The 21653-nt window shown below is 64.5% G+C and carries 21 protein-coding genes; 7 read left to right on the forward strand and 14 right to left on the reverse strand.

The annotated features are described in order from the left end of the window. Positions 1 to 43 precede the first annotated feature (43 nt). Positions 44 to 2089: a methionine--tRNA ligase gene (gene metG, locus HU766_RS11625; RefSeq protein WP_186656809.1), complete on the reverse strand. Its 2046-nt coding sequence runs from the start codon at positions 2087 to 2089 to the stop codon at positions 44 to 46. Between the two features lie 158 nt (positions 2090 to 2247). Between metG and apbC the strand changes: the two genes are divergently transcribed. After that, positions 2248 to 3342: an iron-sulfur cluster carrier protein ApbC gene (apbC, locus tag HU766_RS11630; protein WP_186656823.1), complete on the forward strand. Its 1095-nt coding sequence runs from the start codon at positions 2248 to 2250 to the stop codon at positions 3340 to 3342. Between the two features lie 131 nt (positions 3343 to 3473). Here apbC and HU766_RS11635 read toward each other — a convergent pair whose 3' ends face one another. Beyond that, the gene (locus HU766_RS11635; RefSeq protein WP_012273869.1) at positions 3474 to 3683 is read right to left on the reverse strand and encodes a cold-shock protein; all 210 of its coding nucleotides are present in this window, start codon (positions 3681 to 3683) and stop codon (positions 3474 to 3476) included. 338 nt (positions 3684 to 4021) lie between these two features. Here HU766_RS11635 and dcd point away from each other — a divergent pair, with 338 nt between their 5' ends. Next, positions 4022 to 4588, forward strand: coding sequence for a dCTP deaminase (gene dcd / locus HU766_RS11640; RefSeq protein WP_012313046.1), 567 nt, complete (start codon positions 4022 to 4024; stop codon positions 4586 to 4588). A gap of 94 nt (positions 4589 to 4682) precedes the next feature. Then, positions 4683 to 4907, forward strand: coding sequence for a hypothetical protein (locus tag HU766_RS11645; protein WP_033702655.1), 225 nt, complete (start codon positions 4683 to 4685; stop codon positions 4905 to 4907). A gap of 10 nt (positions 4908 to 4917) precedes the next feature. Here the strand turns inward: HU766_RS11645 and pdeM are convergent, their stop codons facing one another. The 11 genes from pdeM to HU766_RS11700 all read right to left on the reverse strand — a co-directional run bounded on the left by pdeM (position 4918) and on the right by HU766_RS11700 (position 16821). Continuing rightward, positions 4918 to 5571 (reverse strand): ligase-associated DNA damage response endonuclease PdeM, encoded by a 654-nt coding sequence (gene pdeM, locus HU766_RS11650; RefSeq protein WP_186656829.1) that lies wholly within the window; start codon positions 5569 to 5571, stop codon positions 4918 to 4920. Continuing rightward, entirely contained in the window at positions 5568 to 8021 is a 2454-nt protein-coding gene (locus tag HU766_RS11655) for a ligase-associated DNA damage response DEXH box helicase (RefSeq protein ID WP_186656839.1), read from the reverse strand. Before HU766_RS11655 ends, pdeM begins: the two co-directional genes overlap by 4 nt. A gap of 68 nt (positions 8022 to 8089) precedes the next feature. Continuing rightward, positions 8090 to 9205: a succinylglutamate desuccinylase/aspartoacylase family protein gene (locus tag HU766_RS11660; RefSeq protein WP_186656840.1), complete on the reverse strand. Its 1116-nt coding sequence runs from the start codon at positions 9203 to 9205 to the stop codon at positions 8090 to 8092. 83 nt (positions 9206 to 9288) lie between these two features. Further along, positions 9289 to 10947: an ATP-dependent DNA ligase gene (locus HU766_RS11665; protein ID WP_186656842.1), complete on the reverse strand. Its 1659-nt coding sequence runs from the start codon at positions 10945 to 10947 to the stop codon at positions 9289 to 9291. Continuing rightward, complete coding sequence (locus HU766_RS11670) at positions 10944 to 11960, reverse strand: ligase-associated DNA damage response exonuclease (RefSeq protein ID WP_186656844.1); 1017 nt, start codon at positions 11958 to 11960, stop codon at positions 10944 to 10946. The genes HU766_RS11665 and HU766_RS11670 overlap by 4 nt, the downstream gene beginning before the upstream one ends. A 100-nt stretch (positions 11961 to 12060) precedes the next feature. After that, positions 12061 to 12402: a hypothetical protein gene (locus HU766_RS11675; RefSeq protein WP_186656846.1), complete on the reverse strand. Its 342-nt coding sequence runs from the start codon at positions 12400 to 12402 to the stop codon at positions 12061 to 12063. Between the two features lie 104 nt (positions 12403 to 12506). Further along, positions 12507 to 14948, reverse strand: a complete 2442-nt coding sequence (locus HU766_RS11680) for a penicillin acylase family protein (RefSeq protein ID WP_186656848.1) — start codon at positions 14946 to 14948, stop codon at positions 12507 to 12509. Between the two features lie 209 nt (positions 14949 to 15157). Continuing rightward, entirely contained in the window at positions 15158 to 15361 is a 204-nt protein-coding gene (locus tag HU766_RS11685; protein WP_033702646.1) for an SEC-C metal-binding domain-containing protein, read from the reverse strand. A gap of 7 nt (positions 15362 to 15368) precedes the next feature. After that, a complete protein-coding gene (locus HU766_RS11690) occupies positions 15369 to 15845 on the reverse strand; it encodes an LEA type 2 family protein (RefSeq protein WP_033702988.1) in 477 nt (158 codons plus the stop codon). Between the two features lie 2 nt (positions 15846 to 15847). Continuing rightward, on the reverse strand, positions 15848 to 16324 hold the full coding sequence (locus HU766_RS11695; protein ID WP_186656851.1) for a YchJ family protein: 477 nt from the start codon (positions 16322 to 16324) through the stop codon (positions 15848 to 15850). Positions 16325 to 16326: 2 nt separating this feature from the next. Then, positions 16327 to 16821: a DUF6231 family protein gene (locus tag HU766_RS11700; RefSeq protein WP_033702644.1), complete on the reverse strand. Its 495-nt coding sequence runs from the start codon at positions 16819 to 16821 to the stop codon at positions 16327 to 16329. 161 nt (positions 16822 to 16982) lie between these two features. On the opposite strand from HU766_RS11700, the gene HU766_RS11705 reads away from it, so the two are divergent. The 3 genes from HU766_RS11705 (at position 16983) to HU766_RS11715 (ending at position 18859) form a co-directional block, all read left to right on the forward strand. Further along, positions 16983 to 17675, forward strand: coding sequence for an OmpA family protein (locus tag HU766_RS11705; protein ID WP_033702643.1), 693 nt, complete (start codon positions 16983 to 16985; stop codon positions 17673 to 17675). 157 nt (positions 17676 to 17832) lie between these two features. Beyond that, entirely contained in the window at positions 17833 to 18108 is a 276-nt protein-coding gene (locus tag HU766_RS11710) for a DUF1145 domain-containing protein (protein ID WP_033702642.1), read from the forward strand. Further along, positions 18101 to 18859, forward strand: a complete 759-nt coding sequence (locus tag HU766_RS11715; RefSeq protein ID WP_186656853.1) for a collagen-like protein — start codon at positions 18101 to 18103, stop codon at positions 18857 to 18859. Before HU766_RS11710 ends, HU766_RS11715 begins: the two co-directional genes overlap by 8 nt. Positions 18860 to 18895: 36 nt before the next feature. Here the strand turns inward: HU766_RS11715 and HU766_RS11720 are convergent, their stop codons facing one another. After that, the gene (locus HU766_RS11720) at positions 18896 to 19360 is read right to left on the reverse strand and encodes a CopD family protein (protein WP_033702640.1); all 465 of its coding nucleotides are present in this window, start codon (positions 19358 to 19360) and stop codon (positions 18896 to 18898) included. A gap of 98 nt (positions 19361 to 19458) precedes the next feature. Between HU766_RS11720 and dinG the strand changes: the two genes are divergently transcribed. Further along, complete coding sequence (gene dinG, locus HU766_RS11725; protein WP_033702639.1) at positions 19459 to 21603, forward strand: ATP-dependent DNA helicase DinG; 2145 nt, start codon at positions 19459 to 19461, stop codon at positions 21601 to 21603. Positions 21604 to 21653 lie beyond the last annotated feature (50 nt).

The following is a 21653-nucleotide window of genomic DNA, read 5'->3' on the forward strand; positions in this document are numbered from 1 at the left end:
CGGGGGATGGAACTGCCCCGGCACTGAGGCCGGGGCAGGGGGCTTACTTGATGCGCTGGCCTGGTTTGGCGCCGCTGTCGGGGCTGAGCAGGTAGATCTCTTCACCGCCAGGGCCGGCAGCCATGACCATGCCTTCGGACACGCCAAAGCGCATCTTGCGAGGCTTGAGGTTGGCTACCATCATGGTCAGGCGGCCTTCCAGCTTGGAGGGGTCGGGGTAGGCCGACTTGATACCGGAGAACACGTTGCGGCGTTCGTCACCGATGTCCAGTGTCAGTTGCAGCAACTTGTCGGCACCTGCGACGGCCTCGGCCTTGACGATCAGGGCCACGCGCAAGTCGACGGCGGCAAAGGTGTCGAACTCGATTTCCGCCGACAGCGGCTCCTTGGTCAGCTCGCCATTGCCGGCCGGGGCCTGGGCCTGGCCGGCAGCAGCCAGCAGGTCTTCTTTGCTTGCGGCGACCATGGCTTCGACCTTGGCCGGTTCGATGCGGCTCATCAGCGCCTTGAAGGCGTTCAGACGGTGGTTTTCCAGGCGCGACTGGTGGTCGTTCCAGGTCAGCGGCGCGACATTGAGGAAGGCCTCGGCGTCGGCAGCCAGTAACGGCAGTACCGGTTTGAGGAAGATCACCAACTGGCGGAACAGGTTTACGCCTTGAGCGCAGATGGCTTGCACCTCGTCCTGCTTGCCTTCCTGCTTGGCCAGCGACCAAGGGGCCTTGTCGGCGATCCAGGCGTTGGCGCGGTCGGCCAGGGCCATGATTTCGCGCATCGCACGGGCGAAGTCGCGGCTCTCGTAGGCCTCGGCAATGGACGGTGCGGCGGCCAGGAAGGCCTCGGTCAGCTCAGGTGCGGCATCGCCGGCCACCATCACACCTTCGTTGCCTTTGTGAATGAAGCCTGCGCAACGGCTGGCGATATTGACCACCTTGCCGACCAGGTCGGAGTTGACCTTCTGCACGAAGTCTTCCAGGTTCAGGTCCAGGTCATCCACGCCACGGCCCAGTTTGGCCGCGTAGTAGTAGCGCAGGTATTCCGGTTGCAGGTGGTCCAGGTAGGTGCGCGCCTTGATGAAGGTGCCGCGCGACTTGGACATCTTGGCGCCGTTGACGGTCAGGTAGCCGTGCACATTGACTGCGGTTGGCTTGCGGAAACCCGCGCCTTCGAGCATGGCTGGCCAGAACAATGCGTGGAAGTTGACGATGTCCTTGCCGATGAAGTGGTACAGCTCGGCAGTGGAGTCTTCTTTCCAGAACGCATCGAAGTCCAGCTCCGGCCGGCGCGCGCAGAGGTTCTTGAAGCTGGCCATGTAGCCGATTGGCGCATCCAGCCAGACGTAGAAGTATTTGCCCGGCTCGCCCGGGATCTCGAAGCCGAAGTACGGCGCATCGCGGGAGATGTCCCACTCCTGCAGGCCCGAGTCCAGCCATTCGGCGAGCTTGTTGGCGACGGCCTCCTGCAAGGTGCCGCTGCGGGTCCACTGCTGCAGCATCGCCTGGAAGTCGGGCAGCTTGAAGAAGAAGTGCTGGGAATCACGCAGCACCGGGGTGGCACCGGAGATGGCCGACTTGGGGTTCTTCAGCTCGGTGGGGGCGTAGGTGGCGCCGCACTTTTCGCAGTTGTCGCCGTACTGGTCTTCGGCCGCGCACTTGGGGCAGGTGCCCTTGATGAAGCGGTCGGCCAGGAACATGCCCTTTTCAGGGTCGAAATACTGGGTCACCGAACGGGTGGCAATGTGCCCGGCCTCACGCAGGCGCGTGTAGATCAGGCCGGACAGCTCGCGGTTCTCTTCGCTGTGGGTCGAGTGGAAGTTGTCAAAGTCCACCAGGAAATCGGCGAAGTCGCCGCTGTGCTCGGCCTGGACGTTGGCGATCAGCTGTTCGGGCGTGATGCCTTCCTTTTCGGCGCGCAGCATGATGGCCGAGCCGTGGGCGTCGTCGGCGCAGACGTAGATGCACTGGTTGCCGCGTAGCTTCTGGAAGCGGACCCACATGTCTGTCTGGATGTACTCGAGCATATGGCCAAGATGGATTGATCCATTGGCATAGGGCAAGGCGCTGGTGACGAGAATCTGACGTGGCTCGGACATGGTGGCTCGGCTACTTATCTGGCTACGGGGTAAAAATGAGGGTGATCGGCCACTATAAAGGGCTGGCGAAGATATTTCACCCCACAGTCGCACCTGCTGACGATTGACGGGTTAGGATAGGCGCCTGTTTTACATTCAGTTTGCCAATGGGAGTCTCCATGAGTGCCGTCACCCGTGCCGCCGTCGAAGGCGTGCTTCGCCAGTACACCGACCCCTATCTGAACCAGGATCCGGTCAGCGCCGGTTGTGTGCGCGCCGTCGATATCCAGGGCGGTCAGGTCAGTGTGCAGTTGCAACTGGGGTATGCCGCAGGGTTGTTCAAGAACGGCTGGGCCCAGGTACTGCAGACAGCAATCGGCAACCTTGACGGCGTCACCAGTGCCCAGGTGTCGATCGACTGCGCGGTCGCCGCGCACAAGGCCCAGGCCCAGGTGCCGGCCATGGCCAACGTCAAGAACATCATCGCCGTGGCCTCGGGCAAGGGTGGCGTCGGCAAGTCGACCACTGCTGCCAACCTGGCCCTGGCCCTGGCCCGTGAAGGCGCCCGGGTAGGTATTCTCGACGCGGATATCTATGGCCCAAGCCAGGGCGTGATGTTTGGCATCGCAGAAGGCACCCGGCCACAGATTCGCGAGCAGAAGTGGTTTGTGCCGATCAAGGCGCATGGTGTGGAAGTCATGTCCATGGCGTTTCTCACCGACGACAACACGCCGATGGTATGGCGTGGCCCGATGGTGTCCGGTGCGCTGCTGCAACTGGTGACCCAGACCGCCTGGGATGACCTCGACTACCTGGTGATCGACATGCCGCCGGGCACCGGTGACATTCAGCTGACCCTGGCGCAGAAAGTACCGGTGGCCGGCTCGGTGATCGTCACCACCCCGCAAGACCTGGCCCTGCTGGACGCCAAGAAGGGCGTGGAAATGTTCCGCAAGGTCAACATCCCGGTGCTGGGTGTGGTGGAGAACATGGCCGTGCACATTTGTTCGAACTGTGGCCATGCCGAGCACCTGTTCGGCGAAGGTGGCGGTGAAAAGCTGGCGGCCCAATACGGCGTCGACCTGCTGGCCTCGCTGCCGCTGTCGATGCTGATCCGTGAGCAGGCCGACAGCGGCAAGCCGACGGCGATTGCCGAGCCGGAAAGCCAGATCGCCATGGTCTATCAGGAGTTGGCCCGCCAGGTGGGCGCGCGCATCGTCTTGCAGGAAGCGGCGGCACCGGCGATGCCGAGCATTACCATCAGCGAGGATTGATATCCTCGCCGCTGCAGCGGTCTCTGCAGGAGCGGCCCGGCAAGGCCGCTTCTACAGGGCATGCCATTGCAGGAGGCATAAAAAACCCGCCAGAAGGCGGGTTTTTTGAAAGCTTGTAAGCTTAGATCGACTTAGGCGATCTGAACTTCTTCAGCCTGCATACCTTTCTGGCCGCGGGTAGCGACGAAGGTAACAGCCTGGCCTTCTTTCAGGGTCTTGAAGCCGTCAGCTTGGATGGCTTTGAAGTGTACGAAGAGGTCGTCACCCGACTGAGGGGTGATGAAGCCGTAGCCTTTCTCATCGTTGAACCACTTAACGGTACCGTTTTGGCGATTGGACATGTTTCTGTCTCCTTGGACAAAGTTGATTACGGTCAGGAAAAACCCTGCCCGGGACTGAGTGCAAAGAGAGCAGAAAATTCAGAGATGGGCCGATCAGATCGTGCATCAAACTAGAGATTCTCGGTGTCACGTGCAGCACAGTGGCGTCACCTTACCCCACTTTCTGCAGCCTGCCAATGGCCAGAAGCCGCTTTACTGAAATTCAGATCGGCGGCGGCTGTAGGCCCCGCCCGGCGGGGATTATAGCCAGAATGCAGGATGGAACTTTGAAGCGAGCGCCGGGACCGGTAAGATGCGCCTCACGATTTTCACCTAGCAACTCTTCAGGACACCCCGCCATGAGCATCAAATCGGACAAGTGGATTCGCCGCATGGCGCAGGAACACGGCATGATCGAACCGTTCGTCGAGCGCCAGGTGCGCGGCGAGCACGACAGCCGGGTCATCTCCTTCGGCGTCTCCAGCTACGGCTACGACGTGCGCTGCGCCGACGAATTCAAGGTGTTCACCAACATCAATTCGGCCACCGTCGACCCGAAAAACTTCGACGCCGGCAGCTTCGTCGACGTCAAGAGCGACGTCTGCATCATCCCGCCAAACTCCTTCGCCCTGGCCCGCACTGTGGAGTACTTCCGCATTCCACGCAACGTGCTGACCATCTGCCTGGGCAAAAGCACTTACGCGCGCTGCGGCATCATCGTCAACGTCACCCCGCTCGAGCCGGAATGGGAAGGCCACGTGACCCTTGAGTTCTCCAACACCACCACCCTGCCGGCAAAAATTTATGCCAACGAAGGTGTGGCGCAGATGCTCTTCCTCGAATCCGACGAAGAGTGCGAAGTGTCGTACAAGGACCGCGGCGGCAAGTACCAGGGCCAGCGCGGCGTCACCTTGCCACGCACCTGAGCCGACGAGCGCGGGGAATTCCCCGTGTGTTTGGTACTCCAACGGGTAACTGCCGATGTGCATGACGCGTATCGGCGCCCGTCAGGAGCCGCCAATGAAACTCCATCCCGCAATCAGTGCCAAGCTGGCTGGCTTGCAGCCCAATCAGGTCGGGTTGTTGCCGTGGTCATTGCTGGCGCATCCGCTGCCGATGCAGGCGGGGGGCGTGCCTCACCAGCCAGGTCCCGATACCCCGCAACCATCGCAACCCGGTGAAACGCCCATGGAGCCAGGTGAACCGACCTTGCCCGATGAGCCGCCTCCCGCGCCGGTCGCCTAAGCCGCTGCTGCTATAGCGCCCATACCCGTTCAGCGCCGGTCAGGAACACTCGGCTGTTGCTATCGGGGTGGACGCGCCAGCCACCGGTGAACTCACCGAAGGCGGGTAGCAGGCTGACTTTGTCATCGATCAGAAAGCAAGGCAGGCGCAGTCGCTGCCTGGCTCGCCCCTGCAAGACGAACACAGGGTGAACATGCCCCGCCAGCACCGGGTACTGGGGGTGGGCGAGAGGCTCGTGCTGCAAGGCAAAAGGTGCCAACACCCACGGCTCTTCCACCACGTCGATACCCAGTTCAGCCGGCGGGTCGCCCGCGTGGCGATCATGGTTGCCACGCACCAGCACGATCCGTAGCTCGGCATGCCGTTGGCGCCACGCCTGCAGCCTGGCCAGCGTCGCAGGTGCGCGGCCGGTGCGGGCATGCAGGAAATCGCCGAGCACGACCAGTAATTGGCAGTCATGGTTGGCCAGCAGGGTATTCAGGCGTGCCAAGGTGGCTTCGGTAGTACCGCGCGGCACGGGTTGATGAAGGGCGCGATAGCTGGCGGCCTTGCCGATATGCACATCGGCTACCAGCAGGGCGCGGCGGGCAGGCCAGTAAAGGGCTTTGTCCGGCAACAGCCAAAGCGTTTCTTCGCAGTGTTCGATGGCCAGGTAATCATTCATCGCGTGCCACTCGCTGCGTTCTCCAGGTCTGCCACCATTCGCGCAATGCGGTCAGCCAGCTTTTCAGTGCTCAAGGTTTCGCGCATGCCTTCCACCAGCAAGGCGAAGGCCAATGGGCCGGGGCGGCGCAACTCACGCAGGTCCAGCCGCAGTTGGCCCATCTTCAGCAACTGGCGCTGCAGCCGATCGATCTCCAGTTCTTCGCGCAGCACTTCGTCCCGGGCCTGGCCCAGCAGCAGATTGTCGGCATCGTGCTTGCGAAACACCTCGTAGAAAAGCCCGCTCGACGCCTGGATCTGCCGGGTGCTCTTTTGCGCTGCCGGGTAGCCGCCAAACACCAGCCCGGCGATCTGGGCGATCTCGCGAAAGCGCCGCAGCGCCATCTCGCCCGCGTTGAGGCTGGCCAATACGTCCTCCAGCAGCTGCTCGGGCGATAGCGCAGTGGGCAAGTGCGCCGCCCAGTCCACGGCGCTCGGGCTGAGCAGTTCAAAGCCATAGTCACTGACGGCGATGGACAAAGACAGTGGCTGTACCCGGCTGACCCGCCAGGCAATCAGGTTGGCCAGCCCCAGGTTGGCCATGCGCCCGGCGAACGGATAGAGAAACAGGTGCGAGCCCTGGCGTGATTTCAGGGTTTCTGCCAGCAGCGTGCCGGTGGTTGGCAGGGCCGACCAGCGCGCCTGCAGCTCCAGCAGGGGGCGTACGGCGCGCATTTCCGGGCCGTCGTAATGTTGGTGGGCGGCGGCATCTAGCTGTTCGACCAGGGCGTCGGCCAGTTCGCTGGACAGTGGCATGCGCCCGCCATTCCAGCGTGCCACGGCGGCTTTGCGCGAGGTGCTGCGACGTACGTAGGCGGTCATGTTTTCGACCCGCACCAACTCCAGCACCCGGCCGGCGAAGACCAGGCTGTCACCCGGACGCAGGCGGGCGATGAAGGCCTCTTCGACACTGCCCAGCGACTTGCCGCCCCCGCCCTTGCTCCAGTACTTGAGCTGCAGGCTGGCGTCGCTGACGATGGTGCCGATGCCCATGCGGTGCCGGCGTGCCAGGCGCTCGCTGGCAACCCGCCAGACGCCGTCGGCCTGGGCCTCGACACGCTGGTAGTCCGGGTAGGCGCTGAGCGAGTTGCCGCCGTGGCAGACGAAGTCCAGCGCCCACTGCCACTGGCTGTCGCGCAACGTGCGAAAGGCCCAGGTGCTGCGCACTTCGTCAAGCAACTGATCGGGCCGAAAGCCGCTGCCCAGGGCCATGCTGACCAGGTGTTGCACCAGCACATCCATGCACAGGCGTGGCGAACTTCTGGCCTCGATCTGCCCGGCAAGCAGCGCCTTTCGGGCCGCCGCCGCCTCCACCAGCTCCAGGCTGTGGGTGGGCACCAGGGTCACCCGCGAGGGGCGCCCGGGTGCATGCCCGGAGCGCCCGGCACGCTGCATCAGGCGGGCGATACCTTTGGCCGAGCCGATCTGCAACACCCGCTCCACAGGCAAGAAGTCCACGCCCAGGTCCAGGCTGGAGGTGCAGATGACCGCTTTCAGCGTGCCTTGCTTCAGGTTGCGTTCGACCCAGTCGCGGGTATCGCGGGCCAGTGAGGCATGGTGCAGGGCGATCAGGCCGGCCCAGTCTGGGCGTGCATCGAGCAATGCCTGGTACCAGAGTTCGGCCTGGGCGCGGGTATTGGTGAAGACCAGGCTGCTGGCGCTATTGTCGATTTGCGTGCTGACCTGGTCGAGCATCTTCAGGCCCATGTGCCCTGCCCAGGGGAAACGCTCGATCTCTGGCGGCAGCAGGGTGTCGACTTGCAGTTGTTTGTCCTGTCGGCCTTGCACCAGCAACCCTTCGTGAGGCAACAGCACTTCAAGCGCATGTTGCAGGTTGCCGAGGGTCGCCGAAAGCCCCCAGGTCAGCAACTGCGGGTGCCAGTGGCGCAGGCGCGCCAAGGCCAGCTGCAATTGCACGCCACGCTTGTTGCCGAGCAGCTCATGCCACTCGTCCACCACCACCAGGCGCAGGCCAGCGAAGTCCTCGCGGGCCTGCGCCCGGGTCAGCAGCAAGGTCAGGCTTTCGGGTGTGGTGATCAATACGCTGGGCAGGCGTCTTGCCTGCCGCGCACGCTCTGCGCTGCGGGTATCGCCACTGCGGACTCCAACGCTCCAGTTCAGCCCCAGTTCATCGAGCGGTGCTTGCAAGGCGCGCGCGGTATCGGCGGCCAAGGCGCGCATGGGCGTGACCCAAAGCACCTGCAAGGGGGCCGGCTGGCGGCCAGAGATGCCGGCGGCGAACGCGCGAAGCGCTGCCAGCCAGACCGCGTAGGTTTTACCGGCGCCGGTACTGGCGTGCAACAGCCCGGATTCACCGCGCTCGACGGCCGCCCAGACACGCCGCTGGAAGGCGAACGGCTTCCAGCCGCGCTGGGCGAACCAGGCATTGGCGAGGTCGGTGGAGGCGGGCATGGGGGCAGGCGATCCTTCGAAGGTTGTGCTTCTACTGACCGCTTGCCCGGCCGATTGGTTTTACCGGATCAGTTACCCAGTAGGTAGCCGCTGCGGCACACCTGCTCGCCGGCCACATGGGCGATGACCATGCCCGCCGTCGCCATGCGCCGCACGCTGCGGGCGTACAGCAGGCCGGGTTGGCTGTTGCGCACGGCGGTTACCCGGTCGTTGAGCGGGTCGATGACTTCGGCGATCAACTGGTCGGCTTGCAGGTGCTGGCCTGGGCGGGCGTGGTACACCAGCAAGCCGCCCAGCGGCGCAGATATCGGTTCCACGGCGGCTAACGGCGTGGCCGGGCGGGGCAGCGGTGGAAGGGGCGCGTGGGCCCCTTCGATGACGCCGGCATGGGTCAGGAAGTCGAGTATCGCCTGGCAGTCCTTGCTGGCCAGTTCGTGGCTCACATCCGCCTGCCCGCGCAACTCGACGGTCACCGCACAGCAGCCCAGGGGGATCGGGAAACGCTTGCCGAAGCGTTGCTGCAACTGCCACCAGACCAGGCTGAAACATTCATCGAACGATTGCCCGCCGGAGTCGGTGGCCAGCAAGCTGGCCTGGGCCCCCAGGTAACGGGCCAGTGGCTCGATCTGAGGCCAGGCTTCGGGGGTGGTGTACAGGTGCTCGACCGCCTCGAAGTCGCAGTGCAGGTCCAGTATCAGGTCGGCGTCACAGGCCAGGCGCTGCAGAATCAGGCGCTGGGCCTGGAGGGGCGTGCGGGCGGGGTATGCGTCCAGCCCGCGGCGCAGGTATTCACGGATCAGGGCAATGTTGTGGGCCGGGTCCTGAGTCAGGTGCTGTTCGATTTGATCACCGATGCTGTCCGACAGGTCGACGAAATTGCGATTGAAGTTCTCGCCGCTTTGCAGTTCGAAGCGCCCCAGCGGTGCGTCCAGCAGTACCTGTTCCAGGCCTACCGGGTTAGCCACCGGCACCAGGATGATTTCCCGTTGCAGACGGCCCTGCTGCTCCAACTCGGCCAGCCGCCGCTTGAGGTGCCACGCCACCAGCATGCCGGGCAGTTCGTCGGCATGCAGCGAGGCCTGGATGTACACCTTGCCGCCACCGCGTGGGCCAAAGTGGAAGCTGTGCAGTTGGCGTGAGATGCCCGGTACGGGGGCAAGCAGGTCGTGGGTCGAATGGTGCATGGGGGTCCTGGCTACGTGGCGAAAACGGTCTGCGACACGGGTCGGCACAAAGATAGAAGCATAGTTTGCCACTCTGTGCCTCTTCAGATCAGCAATGCCTGCAGGGTGGCCAGGTCGTCGGCTTCTTCCACCGGTTTGTCCAGGCGCCAGCGCAGCATGCGCGGAAAGCGCACGGCGATGCCGCTTTTGTGGCGGCTGGACAGGGCAATGCCCTCGAAGCCCAGTTCGAAGACCAGCGTCGGGGTCACACTGCGCACCGGGCCGAACGTTTCAACGGTGGTCTTGCGGATGATCGCGTCGACCTTGCGCATCTCTTCATCGCTCAGCCCGGAATAGGCCTTGGCGAAGGGAACCAAGGCCCGCTCGGGGCTGCCCGGGGGCGCGTTCCACACGGCAAACGTGTAGTCACTGTAGAGGCTGGCGCGGCGGCCATGGCCGCGTTGGGCGTAAATCAATACGGCATCGACGCTGAACGGGTCGATCTTCCATTTCCACCAGGTGCCCATGTCCTTGGTGCGGCCTACGCCATACAGGGCCTCACGCTGCTTGAGCATCAGGCCTTCCACGCCCAGGCTGCGCGACTGCTCACGCTGCTCGGCGAGGTCGGCCCAGCTCAGCCCTTCGAGTAACGGCGAGAGCAGCACCGGCGCCAGTGGGTATTCTGCCACCAGGCGCTCCAGTTGCCGCCGACGCGCGTGCTGCGCGCGGTTGCGCCAATCCTCGCCCTGCCATTCCAGCAGGTCGTAGGCCTGCAGCACCACGGGGGCATCGGCCAACAGCTTCTTGCCCAAGGTCTTGCGGCCCAGGCGCTGTTGCAGCAGGGCGAAGGGCTGCACGGCCAGCGCACCGTGGGTGGCGCCAGGCTTCCAGACCAGAATCTCGCCATCGAGCACAACGCCATCCGGCAAGGTTTGCGCCAAGCTGTGCAGCTCGGGGAAGCGATCGGTGACCAGTTCTTCGCCGCGTGACCAGACCCACAGCTGGCCGTCACGCTTGACCACCTGGGCGCGGATGCCGTCCCACTTCCATTCGACCTGCCAATCGCTCGGTGGCCCGAGCAGCGCATCGAACTGCTCGGTTGGCGCTTGCAACGCATGCGCCAGGAAGAATGGATACGGCTGGCCGCCGCGCTGGCTGTGCTCATCGGCCGACTCGGCGGCCACCAAACGGTGGTAATCGGCGGCGCTGGGGCGGTGGCCGATGTCGGTGTAGCCGACCAGGCGTTGGGCCACGCGCTTGGCGTCGAGGCCTGCCAGCTGAGCCAGGGCGCGGGTGACCAGCAGCTTGGACACACCAACGCGAAAGCTGCCGGTGATCAGCTTCAGGCACAGCATCAGGCTGGGCCGGTCGAGCTGTGCCCAGAGCGGTGGCAGGCGCTGGCGGACCTCTTCGGCCGGCAACCCGCGAAGGGGCAGCAGGTGGGCCTCGACCCAGTAGGCCAAGCCATCGTCGCTGCCCTGGCTGTTCTGAGGCAGCAGCAACGAAATGGTCTCGGCAAGGTCGCCCACGGCTTGGTAACTTTCTTCGAACAGCCAGTCGGGCAGTGCTGCCAGGGCAGTGGCCAGTTCACGCAGCACACGGGTGGGCACCAGTTGCCGGGGGCGGCCACCGGCGAGGAAGTACACGGCCCAGGCCGCATCGTCGGCAGGGGCCTGGGCAAAGTAATCGCGCAACGCTTCGAGCTTGGCGTTGCTGGAGGTGGTCGCGTCCAGGCGCAGGTACAGCGCGGCAAAGGCCTTCATGCCTCGGCACCGGCGGGTGTCGACTCGTCTTCATCGCCGTATTCGGTGGCGAAGGCACGGGCATCCAGGCCCTGCTCGTTGAGATAGCGCACCAGCACGTTGACCGAACCATGGGTGACCATCACCCGCTGTGCACCGGTCTGGCCGATGGCCCACAGCAGCCCTGGCCAGTCAGCATGGTCCGACAGCACGAAGCCGCGGTCGACGCCACGTCGGCGGCGTGTACCGCGCAACAGCATCCAGCCGCTGGCGAAGGCATCGCTGTAGTCGCCGAAGCGGCGCATCCAGCTGCTGCCGCCGGCTGACGGTGGGGCCAGGACCAAGGCCTGGCGCAGCAACGGGTCGTTGCGTGGGATATCGCCGGCATAGCGGGTTTCTGGCAAGTACACGCCTGCCTCTCGGTACACCCGGTTCAGCGGCTCGACCGCACCGTGCACCAGAATTGGCCCGATACTCGCGTCCAGCCCATGAAGGATGCGCTGCGCCTTGCCGAAGGCGTAGCAGAACAGCACGCTGGCTTTGTCCTGATCGCGGTTGGCCCGCCACCAGGCATTGATGCCGGCAAAGACCTCGGCCTGGCTGGGCCAGCGATAGATCGGCAGGCCGAAGGTCGACTCGGTGATGAAGGTGTGGCACGCCACAGGCTCGAAGGCTGCGCAGGTGCCGTCGGGTTCGACTTTGTAGTCGCCCGAAGCGACCCAGACTTGGCCCTGGTGTTCCAGGCGCACTTGCGCCGAACCCAGTACGTGACCCGCCGGGTGCAGGCTCAGGGTAACCCCGTGGTGGCGGATGCGCTCGCCGTAGGCCAGGGTCTGCAGGTCGATAGACTGGCCCAGGCGACTGCGCAAGATACCTTCGCCAGAGGCGGCAGTGAGGTAGTGGCGATTACCGGTACGCGCGTGATCACCGTGGCCATGGGTGATGATGGCACGGTCCACCGGCCGCCAGGGGTCGATGTAGAAATCACCGGGCGGGCAGTACAGGCCTTCGGGGCGGGCGATTACGAGGTCCATGGCACGGCGGCTGGCAAAGGGCTTGCTAAGTCAGAGCGTGGCAGGTATCGGGAAGTTCGAAATTGAACGGGCAGCCCTGGAGCAGGGCTGCCTGGGGGCATCAGGAAATCGCTATCTTCCAACCGGACAACTGAGCTTCGGAAACGCTGATTTTTGCAACGCGCGCAATGTTGAGGCGCTTGCCATCGTGCATGAGGTAGGGGGAGGTGTGGAAGTGGTCCCACACAGTTTCGGCGTCTTCGGGCAGCAGGTCTTCGGTATTGTAGGTGAACGCGATGGTGGCTGGCGAAGTGGTGGCCGGGGCAGCGACATCTTCATCGCAGATCAACCGGTAGCTGGCTGCCTCGGTGCCGACCCAGATTTGGGCGTTCACGGTAGCGCCAGCCGGGACGTCAAGCGTTTCTGGCCAGGAAATTTCTATGTTCAGTGTTTCAGTAGTCATGGTGGCATCCTCATTGGAAATGGCCGCACTCGATAGGAACTACCCAGTGCGGTGCCGAGGATGCTAAGAGCCCGACGCGCTGTTGATCAGAGGGAAACTGGCCTCTAGCGGCCAGGTACCAGGGTCAGCCGCGGGTTGCCATAGGCCCGCGCAAAGTTCTGCGGTTGCAGCGGCAGGCTCATGAAACGGCCCTTGAACCAGGCGTCCAGCCCATCGCCGTAGTGCTGGCTGGCCGGGTTGCCGGACTGGCCGTTGCTAGTCAGTACCTGCAAGGGTTCGGCCTGGCCGAAGTCGACGACCATGCGTGCCGAGGCCGGCAGGCGCGTGTCGAAGTCATTGCCCCAGGCGTAGGGTGTCAGGGCCAGGGTACTGAAATCGCCACCGGCAGCCAGCGGTGAGCGGCTGAGGGTGTCCCCCAGGCCGTGATAGGCCGGTGCTGGCCAGCGGTACTGGTGCAGTTTGCCCCATTGCCAGGCGCGGCGGTCGGCGCCGAGTTGCGCAGTGCCTGCATCCACCGCAGCGGCCAGGCTGCGGGCGAGAATTGCCGGCTTGTCTTCCTTCTGCGGTGTGCTGCGGTCATCCCAGAACGGGCTGTCCTCGCGGCCCAGCAGGTGGTCGGCCTGGGCCGAGTAGGACAAACGGGCATTGCTGACGAACGCCTGCCAGGCAGGGCTGGACACCGGCCCGAGGTCGTCGAGGAACGTTTCGCGGGCGAACGCCTGGAGGAACAATTCGTACAGTGCGGCATCCGCCGACACCGGGCTCAGGCGGCCATCGAACGCCTTGAGCCTGGCCAGGGCGTCGCGGGCTTTGTCGCGCTCAGCGGGCGACAGTGCGTCGATCGCCTGCTTGAGCGGCTGGGCCATGCCCGGGGCGTCGAACATCTGCTTGAGCTTGTCGGCCAGCAGGGTGACTTGGTCGTTCTGCAGGGCCATCAGGCTGCGGCTGTCGTGGCGGCCGTTAGCGGCCAACTGGGCCAGGCGCTCGGCGCGTTCGGGGTAGTACCAGGTGTTGGACAACTGCATGCCGTAGCCGCGCGGCAGGCTGCGCTGGTTGGCGTGGCCGATCCAGCCGGCGGGCGGGTCCTGGTCGTAAGGGTGCAGCATCGGGTCTGCGTAACCGTCCCAGTCGTAGCGCCCGTCCCAACCGGGCGAGGGTAGCAGGCCCTGGCCTTCGCGGCGGTTGGGGTAGCGCCCACTGACCTGCCAGCCGATGTGATTAGGCTCGGCGAAGACGAAATTGAGCGCCGCTGCAGCGACTTCACGGGTGCTGTCGAAGGCGCGTTCGACCGTTTTGGCACGCGTCAGGTCGAACAGCGCGTCGAGGCTACGGTCGCCCTTCAATTGCGGCAGGGCCAGGGCCAGGCCCAGGCTTGCGTTACCCGGCTGGGCGAGCAGGGTGCCGTGGCGTGTGTCGTACATCACCTCGCGCAGAGGGCGTTGGCCGCGCACGAAGAAGGTTTCGCTGCGCGCCCGGGCCGGCTGCCACTTGCCATCGACCAGGTAGCTAAGCTGGTTGCCTTGGCGGCGCAGTTGTTCCAGGTACAGGTCCTGGTTGTCGGCCATCACGGCACTGCTGCTCCAGGCGACTTTGCCGTTGAAGCCGGCCAGCACGATCGGCAGGCCTGGCAGTGACAGGCCGGCGACCTGGTACTTGCTGGTGTGGATCTGCACCGGGCTCAAGGCCCAGGCCGCTTGGCTGTCGCTGGCCAGCAGGCTCTTGCCGCTGCGGCTGCGCTGGGCTGCCAAGGCCAGGTTGGCCGAGCCGGGGCTGCCTAGCAGGTCGAGGTCGGCGAGTTTCTGGCTGGCCGCCGCCAGAGCCGGCAAACCGGGTAGCTGGCGGGCCAGGTTCAGGCCCTTGAGCTTGTCCACTTCGGCGTCGGCCAAGGGCTCGTCCGGAGCGCCGGGCAGCAGCCAGGCTAGCTTGTCGCTGCCGACCTTCTGCGCCAAGGTCAGGGCGCTGAGTTCCTCTTGCAGGTTCACCGATTGGCTGAAGGCGTACAGGCTGAAGATCAGCGCCGAGTCTTCCGGCTTCCAGTACTCGGGGCGATGGCCGCTGTTGGCCAGGCCGGCGGGCAGTTTGTCGCGGTAGCGGAACAGGTAGGCGTTGACCCCGCGGGCGTAGACCTCGAAGAAGCGCTTGAGCCGTGGCGACGCGTCGGCGTATTGCTGGGCGGCGCTTTGCTTGAGGTTGGCGGCCCGCATCAGGCGGTCGATGTCCAGTGCTTCGCTGCCGGCCAGTTCGGCAAGGCGGCCCTGGGCGAGCAGGCGCATGGCGACCATCTGCTCGATGCGATCGCCGGCATGTACATACCCCAGGCTGAACAGGGCGTCATGGAAGTTGCCGCTCTCGATCAGCGGAGCGCCCATGGCATTGCGCCGTACCGAGACGTTTTGCGCCAGGCCCTTGAGGGGTTGCACGCCGGTGGTCGGTGGCACGCTGCCCTGATAGCCGCCCATCTGGCAACCGGCGAGTCCGAGCGTGCCGAGCAGCGTGGCAGCGGTCGTGAACCGCAGGCGGAAGGGAGGAAAGGCGGGGGCGGCCATGACAAGGGCTCCTGCAAGGCGTGGCGGGGGGTTGGAAGGCGCTAAGGTAGTGAGCGCGCAGGCGCGGTGCAAGGTGCTGAGGCGGTTTATTTACGAATGGTAGGGGGCTTCGAGGTGCTTGGCTTGGGTGTTGAGGTGCTGTCGAGATCGAGCGCCCTCATGCTCAAGGCATGTACGAGGCGCTCGATATCATCAGCACAGCGGTCGCATCAAGCGCCGTGGCACTTCTTGAATTTCTTCTCGCTGCCGCAGGGGCAAGGATCGTTGCGGCCAACGTCCTTCAGGGCGTTACGCACCGGCTCCTGATGGCCGTGGTTGCAGTGCGGGCCGTGCACATGGCCATGGTCGTGATCGTGCGGGTGATCATGATCGTGGTTGCAGTCAGGGCCATGAACATGGGGTTGCTGGGTCATTGCAGGGTTACTCCGGTAAGAAATCACCAGGGATTATCTCACCACTGCGCGACAAGTGCAGGTCCCGATGGATGAGAAGCCCCGTGGCCAGTTCCCCCTGCAGGGTGTAGTGCAGCGGTTGTTCGCTTTTGAGCAGCTTGGCCAGTGGTTTGAGGTGCTGCCACAAGTTGGTCCGCGCGGTGATCTTGAACGTGCGCCGAGCATGACCGCCAACGCTGCGCCAGACACTGGTCTCATCCTGCACCAGCAGCAGGTCGTTGAGCCGTATCGAATACGCCAGGCTACGGATGAACAGCCGGCTGTCGTTCGGGTTGTCGACACGCAGGTGCAGCACGAATTCCTGCTGCAGCAACTTGGCCTTGACCGTCTCGACCTTGACCAGATGTACCTCGGGTTCGCGCCAGTCGTCGCCGCCCCAGCTGGCGCAGCCGGCCAGCAGGGCCAGCAAGGCGCCAAGCACGAGTACGCGGGCCTGGGCGATCATGTTCAGCTGGCCACGTAGCTTGCGCAGCATTTCTTGAATTTCTGACCGCTGGCGCACGGGCAAGGGTCGTTGCGCCCGGCCTTGAGCCCGACCGTGGGGTCGATGAAGTACCAGCGCCCATCATGCTGGACGAACGCCGAACGCTCGCGGTGTTGGTGATCGCCCTCCTGATCGTGCCAGCGAGCGGTGAAGGTGACAAAGCCGTGCTCAGGCTGGCCACCCAGCACCTCGGCGTTTTCCACTTCCAGCCCCAGCCAGGTGCTCTGTGCGCTCCAGCTGGCCATCGCGGCACGGTCCAGTGCCGCCTGCTGGGCCGGCAGGGTGGTGTGCACCAGGTAATCGATCAGGCCCAGCACGTAAGCGCTGTAGCGCGAGCGCATCAGCGTCTGGGCATCGGGGGCCGGGGTTCCGGCATGGTAGTGCCCGCAGCAGGCGTCCAGCAGGTTGCCACTGCCACAAGGGCAGACCGAGACACTCATCATCACCACCAGTACTTTCCAAAATTTTCAGGGTTGGCCCAGAACCGTGCATTGAGCCAGTCCGGGACTTGCTTGTAGTCATGTAGATCATAGGTGAACAGGCTCAGTACCTGCCCTTCACGACGGAATTTTTCGCTGGCCGACAAGGCCAGGGCGAAGAAATCGGTGTCTTGCCAGCCGCAAGCCGAGAGGTCGGCCAGCACGGCAACCCGGCTGGCATTGAGGTTGCGAATGCCACCGAGCAGTTCCAGGCCCGTGCGTTTGGGCAGGTGTTCCAGGCAGTCCACCAGTACCGCCAAGTCGAAGCGCTGGTTTGCCAGGTCAACCGGCAGCGGCCCAGGCGCGGTCGTTGCGATCACCACCTGCGGGTGAGCCTGGGCAAAGGCGTCCAGCGCGGGGAAGCGTGTGCCTACCAGCAACAGGCGTTGGGGGGTGAAACGATCGAGCAGGGCTGCCAGGGCCTGCTGGGGGGTGCGCTGGGAGAAACCGTCGGTCATTGCCAATCCTCGTTCAAGTCGTCCAAGACTAGCGGGCCGCAGCGCGTGGGCAAAGCGTCATGTGACTGGTGTCGTGGCTTATTGCTGGCAGGGATGGAATGTGCGGTCTTTACTGCCAGAGATCGGCCTTATGCCGATTCCCCCTAGGAGATGCGACGAAAATGAGCATAGTACGCACAGCGATACCCCTGGTACTGCTCACCAGTGTGTTGACTGGTTGTGCAGGTTTGCAAAAGACCGACTGGCCGAAGTGTGCTGCCGTCGGGGGTGTAGGCGGCGCCGCCTTGGGCGCCATCGAGAGTTCCAGCTGGGCTGGCTGGGGCGCGTTGCTGGGCGGTGGCCTGGCGGCGGGCTATTGCTGGGCCCATGGCGATGGCGACGAGGATGGTGACGGCGTGCCGGACAGCCGAGACAAATGCCCAGGCACCCCGCGCGGCGTGCAGGTCGATGCCAATGGCTGCCCACCGGAGCCGGTCGCGGTGGTCGAGGAAGTGGTGGTGCAGAAGGAAGAAGTCATCGTCATCCGTGACGTGCACTTCGAGTTCGACTCTGCACGCCTGACTGCAGCCGATAAAGAGCGCCTCAATACCATCTCCACCCGCCTCAAGCAGGAAGCACCCAGTGCGCGGCTGAGTGTCAGTGGCCATACCGACAGTGTCGGGTCAGACAGCTATAACCAAAAACTGTCCGAGCGCCGTGCTCATTCGGTGACCGATTACCTGGTCGAAAGCGGCGTACCCCGCAGCAGCTTCGTCTCGGTGGTCGGTGCGGGTGAAACCCAACCTGTGGCAGACAATGCCACCGCCGATGGGCGCGCCATGAACCGTCGCACGGAGATCAAGATCCAGCGCTGACGGCCCGCGCCCGCGCCTTGGGCAGTGGCGCGGGCGCGCTTTCAAACCGGCAAGCCGGGTGTGGCCAATGACACAGGCAGCCAGTGCAGGTACTGTTGGCCGCACGGCCCGCTCGAACGGGCCGTTTAGACAGAACAATAAATGCAGGGGGCGGGGCATGAAATTCATCCTGGGCCTGGGCAAGGTCCTGACGGTTGTCTTCTGGGGTGTGGTGCTGTTCAATCTGCTGCTGCCACAACCACTGCCATTCAATCTTCTGATCAATACGGCAGGCATTGTCCTGCTGAGCCTGCATGTGCTCGAGGTGCTGTTCTTCAACGCCAGCCTGCGTGGCCGTAGCCACCGGTGGTTCGACCGTCTGCAGATCCTGCTGACGGGTATTTTCCATGTCATGTCCATTCCTCGTGCGCAGGAGGCGCCGCGCAATGCGTAATCTGATGTTGCTGGCCATGTTGGCTGCTCCCCTGGCCCAGGCCGAAACCCTTGAAGTGGCGTCCAATTCCATGCTGCGCCTGCCCGACAAGTCGGCCAGCGTGCACTTGGAGCATTTGCGCGTGGCCGATTCGGCGACGTTGCTGCTGCCTGCCACGCTGACCGAGTTGACCATCGATCATCTGCAATTGGGGCGTGATGCGCGTATCGCCATTGCCCCTTCTGACCACCCGTTGCGCATCGAGGTGCGCAACGCCCAAATGGGCGAGGGTAGCGAGATCAGTGCCCCGGGTGCGTCGGGCACCTACCAGCGTGCGGCCCGTTCCGGTCGAAGCCTGGACCTGAAGCTGGAGGAGGTCGATGCCGGGCTGTTGTCGATCGACGCACGAGGTGGCGCGGGTGCGCCCGGTTATGCCGGGCTCGACGGCGCCAACGGCCAGCCTGGCGGCTGTACCTGGGGCCAGGCCAGCCGCGGCGCCAATGGCGATGACGGAGGCAATGGGCACGATGGCGCGGCGGGTGGGCGAATTCGCCTGAGCCTGCCGCAAGGTTTTGCCCAGGAGCGCATCGTGGCGCGCCTGGATGGCGGTGCGCCAGGCCAGGCCGGTGCCGCTGGCAAGGCCGGCAAGGGCGGGGCGAGCAAAGGGTGCCTGGTGTATCGCACCGATGCCGGCGCCAGTGGCCGGCCAGGGCAACCGGGCCAGCCAGGCCTGGCCGGCGCTTCAGGTGAGTTGATCCTGCAACGCCTTTGACGTTAAAGGGCGGCGTGGCCCAAGGGGGCGCGTCGCCTACAGCATCAATCGCGAACTGGCCACTGCCACCACGGCGATGCCCAGCAGCAGGTTGATCCCGACCATGCGTCGAATCCTTCCCAGCACCGCAGCCCCCGCTGGCCAGTCCTCTGCTTGCACGGCCGTTTTCAGCTCCGGCAACAGTAACGCCTGGATGCGCATGAACAGGGCGAACATGGCGATACCGCCACCGATCATCACCTGCACGTACTTGGGCGCGGTCTCCAGGCCCGTGAAGCGCATGTGCAACATGCCGATACCACTTATCGCCAAGATCGCCACTGCCACCCAGACCCAGCCGAAGAAGCGTCGGAAAACTTCCACCCACAGCCGCAGGCGAGCAGGCCCGTCGAGGGCTGCAACCGTTGCCGGGCGCAGCACCAGCCAGGCGAAGAACATGCCGCCGACCCAAACCAGGGCGGCCAGGACATGCAGTGTGTAGGGCAGGGCAAAGGCAAGCATCCGGATCTCCATGCGGCATAAAGGGCAATAGCGGGGTATGATAGCCGCCCCATGCGAAACACTGAAAATATATCCAGCCCTTCGGGCGCCTGCAGACCATGATCAGCAACGAACTCAAAGCCACTATCCAAGGCGCCTACTCGCGTTTTCTCGAAGCCAAGAGCCTCAAGCCGCGTTACGGCCAGCGCCTGATGATCGCCGAAGTGGCCAAGGTACTCGGCGACATCGCCTGCGACGATGAAGGCCGCCGCGCCGGCGAGCCTGCCGTGGTCGCGGTGGAGGCCGGTACCGGTACCGGCAAGACGGTCGCCTATGCGCTGGCCGCGATTCCGGCTGCCAAGGCGGCCGGCAAACGCCTGGTCATCGCCACCGCCACCGTCGCCCTGCAGGAGCAGATCGTCTTCAAGGACCTGCCCGACCTGATGCGCAACAGCGGGCTGAACTTCAGCTTCGCTTTGGCCAAGGGGCGCGGCCGTTACCTGTGCCTGTCCAAGCTCGACGTGCTGCTGCAGGAAGGCCACGCGCAGTCGGCCACCGCCCAGTTGTTCGAGGAAGAAGGCTTTCATATCGAGGTCGACGAGCGCAGCCAGAAGCTGTTCAACAGCATGATCGAGAAGCTGGCGGGCAACCGCTGGGATGGCGATCGTGACAGCTGGTCCGAAGCCCTGGAAGACCAGGACTGGTCACGCCTGACCACCGACCATAGCCAGTGCACGGGCCGCCACTGCCCGAACTTCCAGCAGTGCGTGTTCTACAAGGCGCGCGAAGGCATGGGCAAGGTCGACGTGATCGTGACCAACCATGACATGGTCCTGGCTGACCTGGCCCTGGGGGGCGGCGCGGTGCTGCCCGACCCCCGCGACACCCTGTACGTGTTCGACGAAGGCCACCACCTGCCGGACAAGGCCATCGGCCATTTCGCCCATTACTCGCGCCTGCGCTCCACCGCCGACTGGCTGGAGCAGACCGCCAAGAACCTGACCAAGCTGCTGGCCCAGCACCCGCTGCCGGGGGACCTGGGCAAACTGATCGAGCAGGTGCCGGAGCTGGCCCGCGAGATCCGTACCCAGCAGCAGTTCATGTTCACCCTGTGCGAGCAAGTCGCGGACTTCCGCCCCAGTGAAGACACCGAGGGCCGTGAGCGCCCGCGCTATCGCTTCGAAGGCGGTGTGGTGCCGGAGCAGATCCGCGAGGTGGGCATCGAGTTGAAGAAGGGCTTTGCCCGCCTCAACGATCTGTTCACCCGCCTGGCCGACCTGTTGAAGGAAGGCATGGACGGTGAAGTCAATATCGGTATCGCCAGCCATCAGGCCGAGGAATGGTACCCGCTGTTCGGCAGCCTGGTGACCCGTGCCCAGGGCAACTGGGAACTGTGGACGGCATTCACCGCCGAAGACCCCGAGGACAGCCCGCCCATGGCGCGCTGGCTGACCCTGGCCGAGAGCGGTGCGCTGTTCGACATCGAAGTCAACGCCAGCCCCATTCTGGCGGCCGAAATGCTCCGTCGCAGCCTGTGGAGCGTCGCCCACGGTGCGCTGGTAACCTCCGCCACGCTTACCGCACTGGGCAAGTTCGATCGTTACCGCATGCGCTCTGGCCTGCCTCGCGATGCTGTTACCTGCGTGGTGCCCAGCCCATTCGTGCATGGCGATGCCGGCGTGCTGCGGGTGCCCGACCTGGGCGCCGATCCGCGTGATGCGACGGCGCACACCGCGGCGATCATCCGTGAACTGCCCAACATGCTCGATGATGCCCGTGGCGCGCTGGTGCTGTTCTCGTCGCGCAAGCAGATGCAGGATGTGTTCGACGGCCTGGACCGCGACTGGCGCAAGCTGGTGCTGATCCAGGGCAACCTCTCCAAGCAGGAAACCCTGAACAAGCACAAGGCGCGGGTCGATGATGGCCAGCACAGCGTGTTGTTCGGCCTGGCCAGCTTTGCCGAGGGGGTCGACCTTCCCGGCGCTTATTGCGAGCACGTGGTGATCGCCAAGATTCCCTTCGCGGTGCCTGACGACCCGGTCGAAGCGGCCCTGGCGGAGTGGATCGAGGCCCGTGGTGGCAACCCGTTCATGGAAATTGCCGTGCCCGACGCCTCTTTGCGCCTGATTCAGGCCTGCGGCCGGCTGCTGCGTACCGAGCAGGATCGCGGTGTCATCACCTTGCTCGATCGACGTCTGGTCACCCAGCGCTACGGCAAGGCTATTCTCAATGCGCTACCGCCGTTCCGGCGGGAGATTTCCTGACGGCCGGAGCACTCTGCACCGGCTTGTTGTCCATCACTCAGTCTTGGGCT

This window comes from Pseudomonas sp. SWRI77 (assembly GCF_014269105.1).
In the GTDB taxonomy this organism is placed as follows: Bacteria; Pseudomonadota; Gammaproteobacteria; order Pseudomonadales; family Pseudomonadaceae; genus Aquipseudomonas; species Aquipseudomonas capeferrum.

Coding starts and splice junctions, on each gene's coding strand:
- metG (WP_186656809.1), bottom strand. CDS start 2,089: ATGTCCGAGCCACGTCAGATTCTCGTCACCAGCGCCTTGCCCTATGCC.
- apbC (WP_186656823.1), top strand. CDS start 2,248: ATGAGTGCCGTCACCCGTGCCGCCGTCGAAGGCGTGCTTCGCCAGTAC.
- HU766_RS11635 (WP_012273869.1), bottom strand. CDS start 3,683: ATGTCCAATCGCCAAAACGGTACCGTTAAGTGGTTCAACGATGAGAAA.
- dcd (WP_012313046.1), top strand. CDS start 4,022: ATGAGCATCAAATCGGACAAGTGGATTCGCCGCATGGCGCAGGAACAC.
- HU766_RS11645 (WP_033702655.1), top strand. CDS start 4,683: ATGAAACTCCATCCCGCAATCAGTGCCAAGCTGGCTGGCTTGCAGCCC.
- pdeM (WP_186656829.1), bottom strand. CDS start 5,571: ATGAATGATTACCTGGCCATCGAACACTGCGAAGAAACGCTTTGGCTG.
- HU766_RS11655 (WP_186656839.1), bottom strand. CDS start 8,021: ATGCCCGCCTCCACCGACCTCGCCAATGCCTGGTTCGCCCAGCGCGGC.
- HU766_RS11660 (WP_186656840.1), bottom strand. CDS start 9,205: ATGCACCATTCGACCCACGACCTGCTTGCCCCCGTACCGGGCATCTCA.
- HU766_RS11665 (WP_186656842.1), bottom strand. CDS start 10,947: ATGAAGGCCTTTGCCGCGCTGTACCTGCGCCTGGACGCGACCACCTCC.
- HU766_RS11670 (WP_186656844.1), bottom strand. CDS start 11,960: ATGGACCTCGTAATCGCCCGCCCCGAAGGCCTGTACTGCCCGCCCGGT.
- HU766_RS11675 (WP_186656846.1), bottom strand. CDS start 12,402: ATGACTACTGAAACACTGAACATAGAAATTTCCTGGCCAGAAACGCTT.
- HU766_RS11680 (WP_186656848.1), bottom strand. CDS start 14,948: ATGGCCGCCCCCGCCTTTCCTCCCTTCCGCCTGCGGTTCACGACCGCT.
- HU766_RS11685 (WP_033702646.1), bottom strand. CDS start 15,361: ATGACCCAGCAACCCCATGTTCATGGCCCTGACTGCAACCACGATCAT.
- HU766_RS11690 (WP_033702988.1), bottom strand. CDS start 15,845: ATGATCGCCCAGGCCCGCGTACTCGTGCTTGGCGCCTTGCTGGCCCTG.
- HU766_RS11695 (WP_186656851.1), bottom strand. CDS start 16,324: ATGAGTGTCTCGGTCTGCCCTTGTGGCAGTGGCAACCTGCTGGACGCC.
- HU766_RS11700 (WP_033702644.1), bottom strand. CDS start 16,821: ATGACCGACGGTTTCTCCCAGCGCACCCCCCAGCAGGCCCTGGCAGCC.
- HU766_RS11705 (WP_033702643.1), top strand. CDS start 16,983: ATGAGCATAGTACGCACAGCGATACCCCTGGTACTGCTCACCAGTGTG.
- HU766_RS11710 (WP_033702642.1), top strand. CDS start 17,833: ATGAAATTCATCCTGGGCCTGGGCAAGGTCCTGACGGTTGTCTTCTGG.
- HU766_RS11715 (WP_186656853.1), top strand. CDS start 18,101: ATGCGTAATCTGATGTTGCTGGCCATGTTGGCTGCTCCCCTGGCCCAG.
- HU766_RS11720 (WP_033702640.1), bottom strand. CDS start 19,360: ATGCTTGCCTTTGCCCTGCCCTACACACTGCATGTCCTGGCCGCCCTG.
- dinG (WP_033702639.1), top strand. CDS start 19,459: ATGATCAGCAACGAACTCAAAGCCACTATCCAAGGCGCCTACTCGCGT.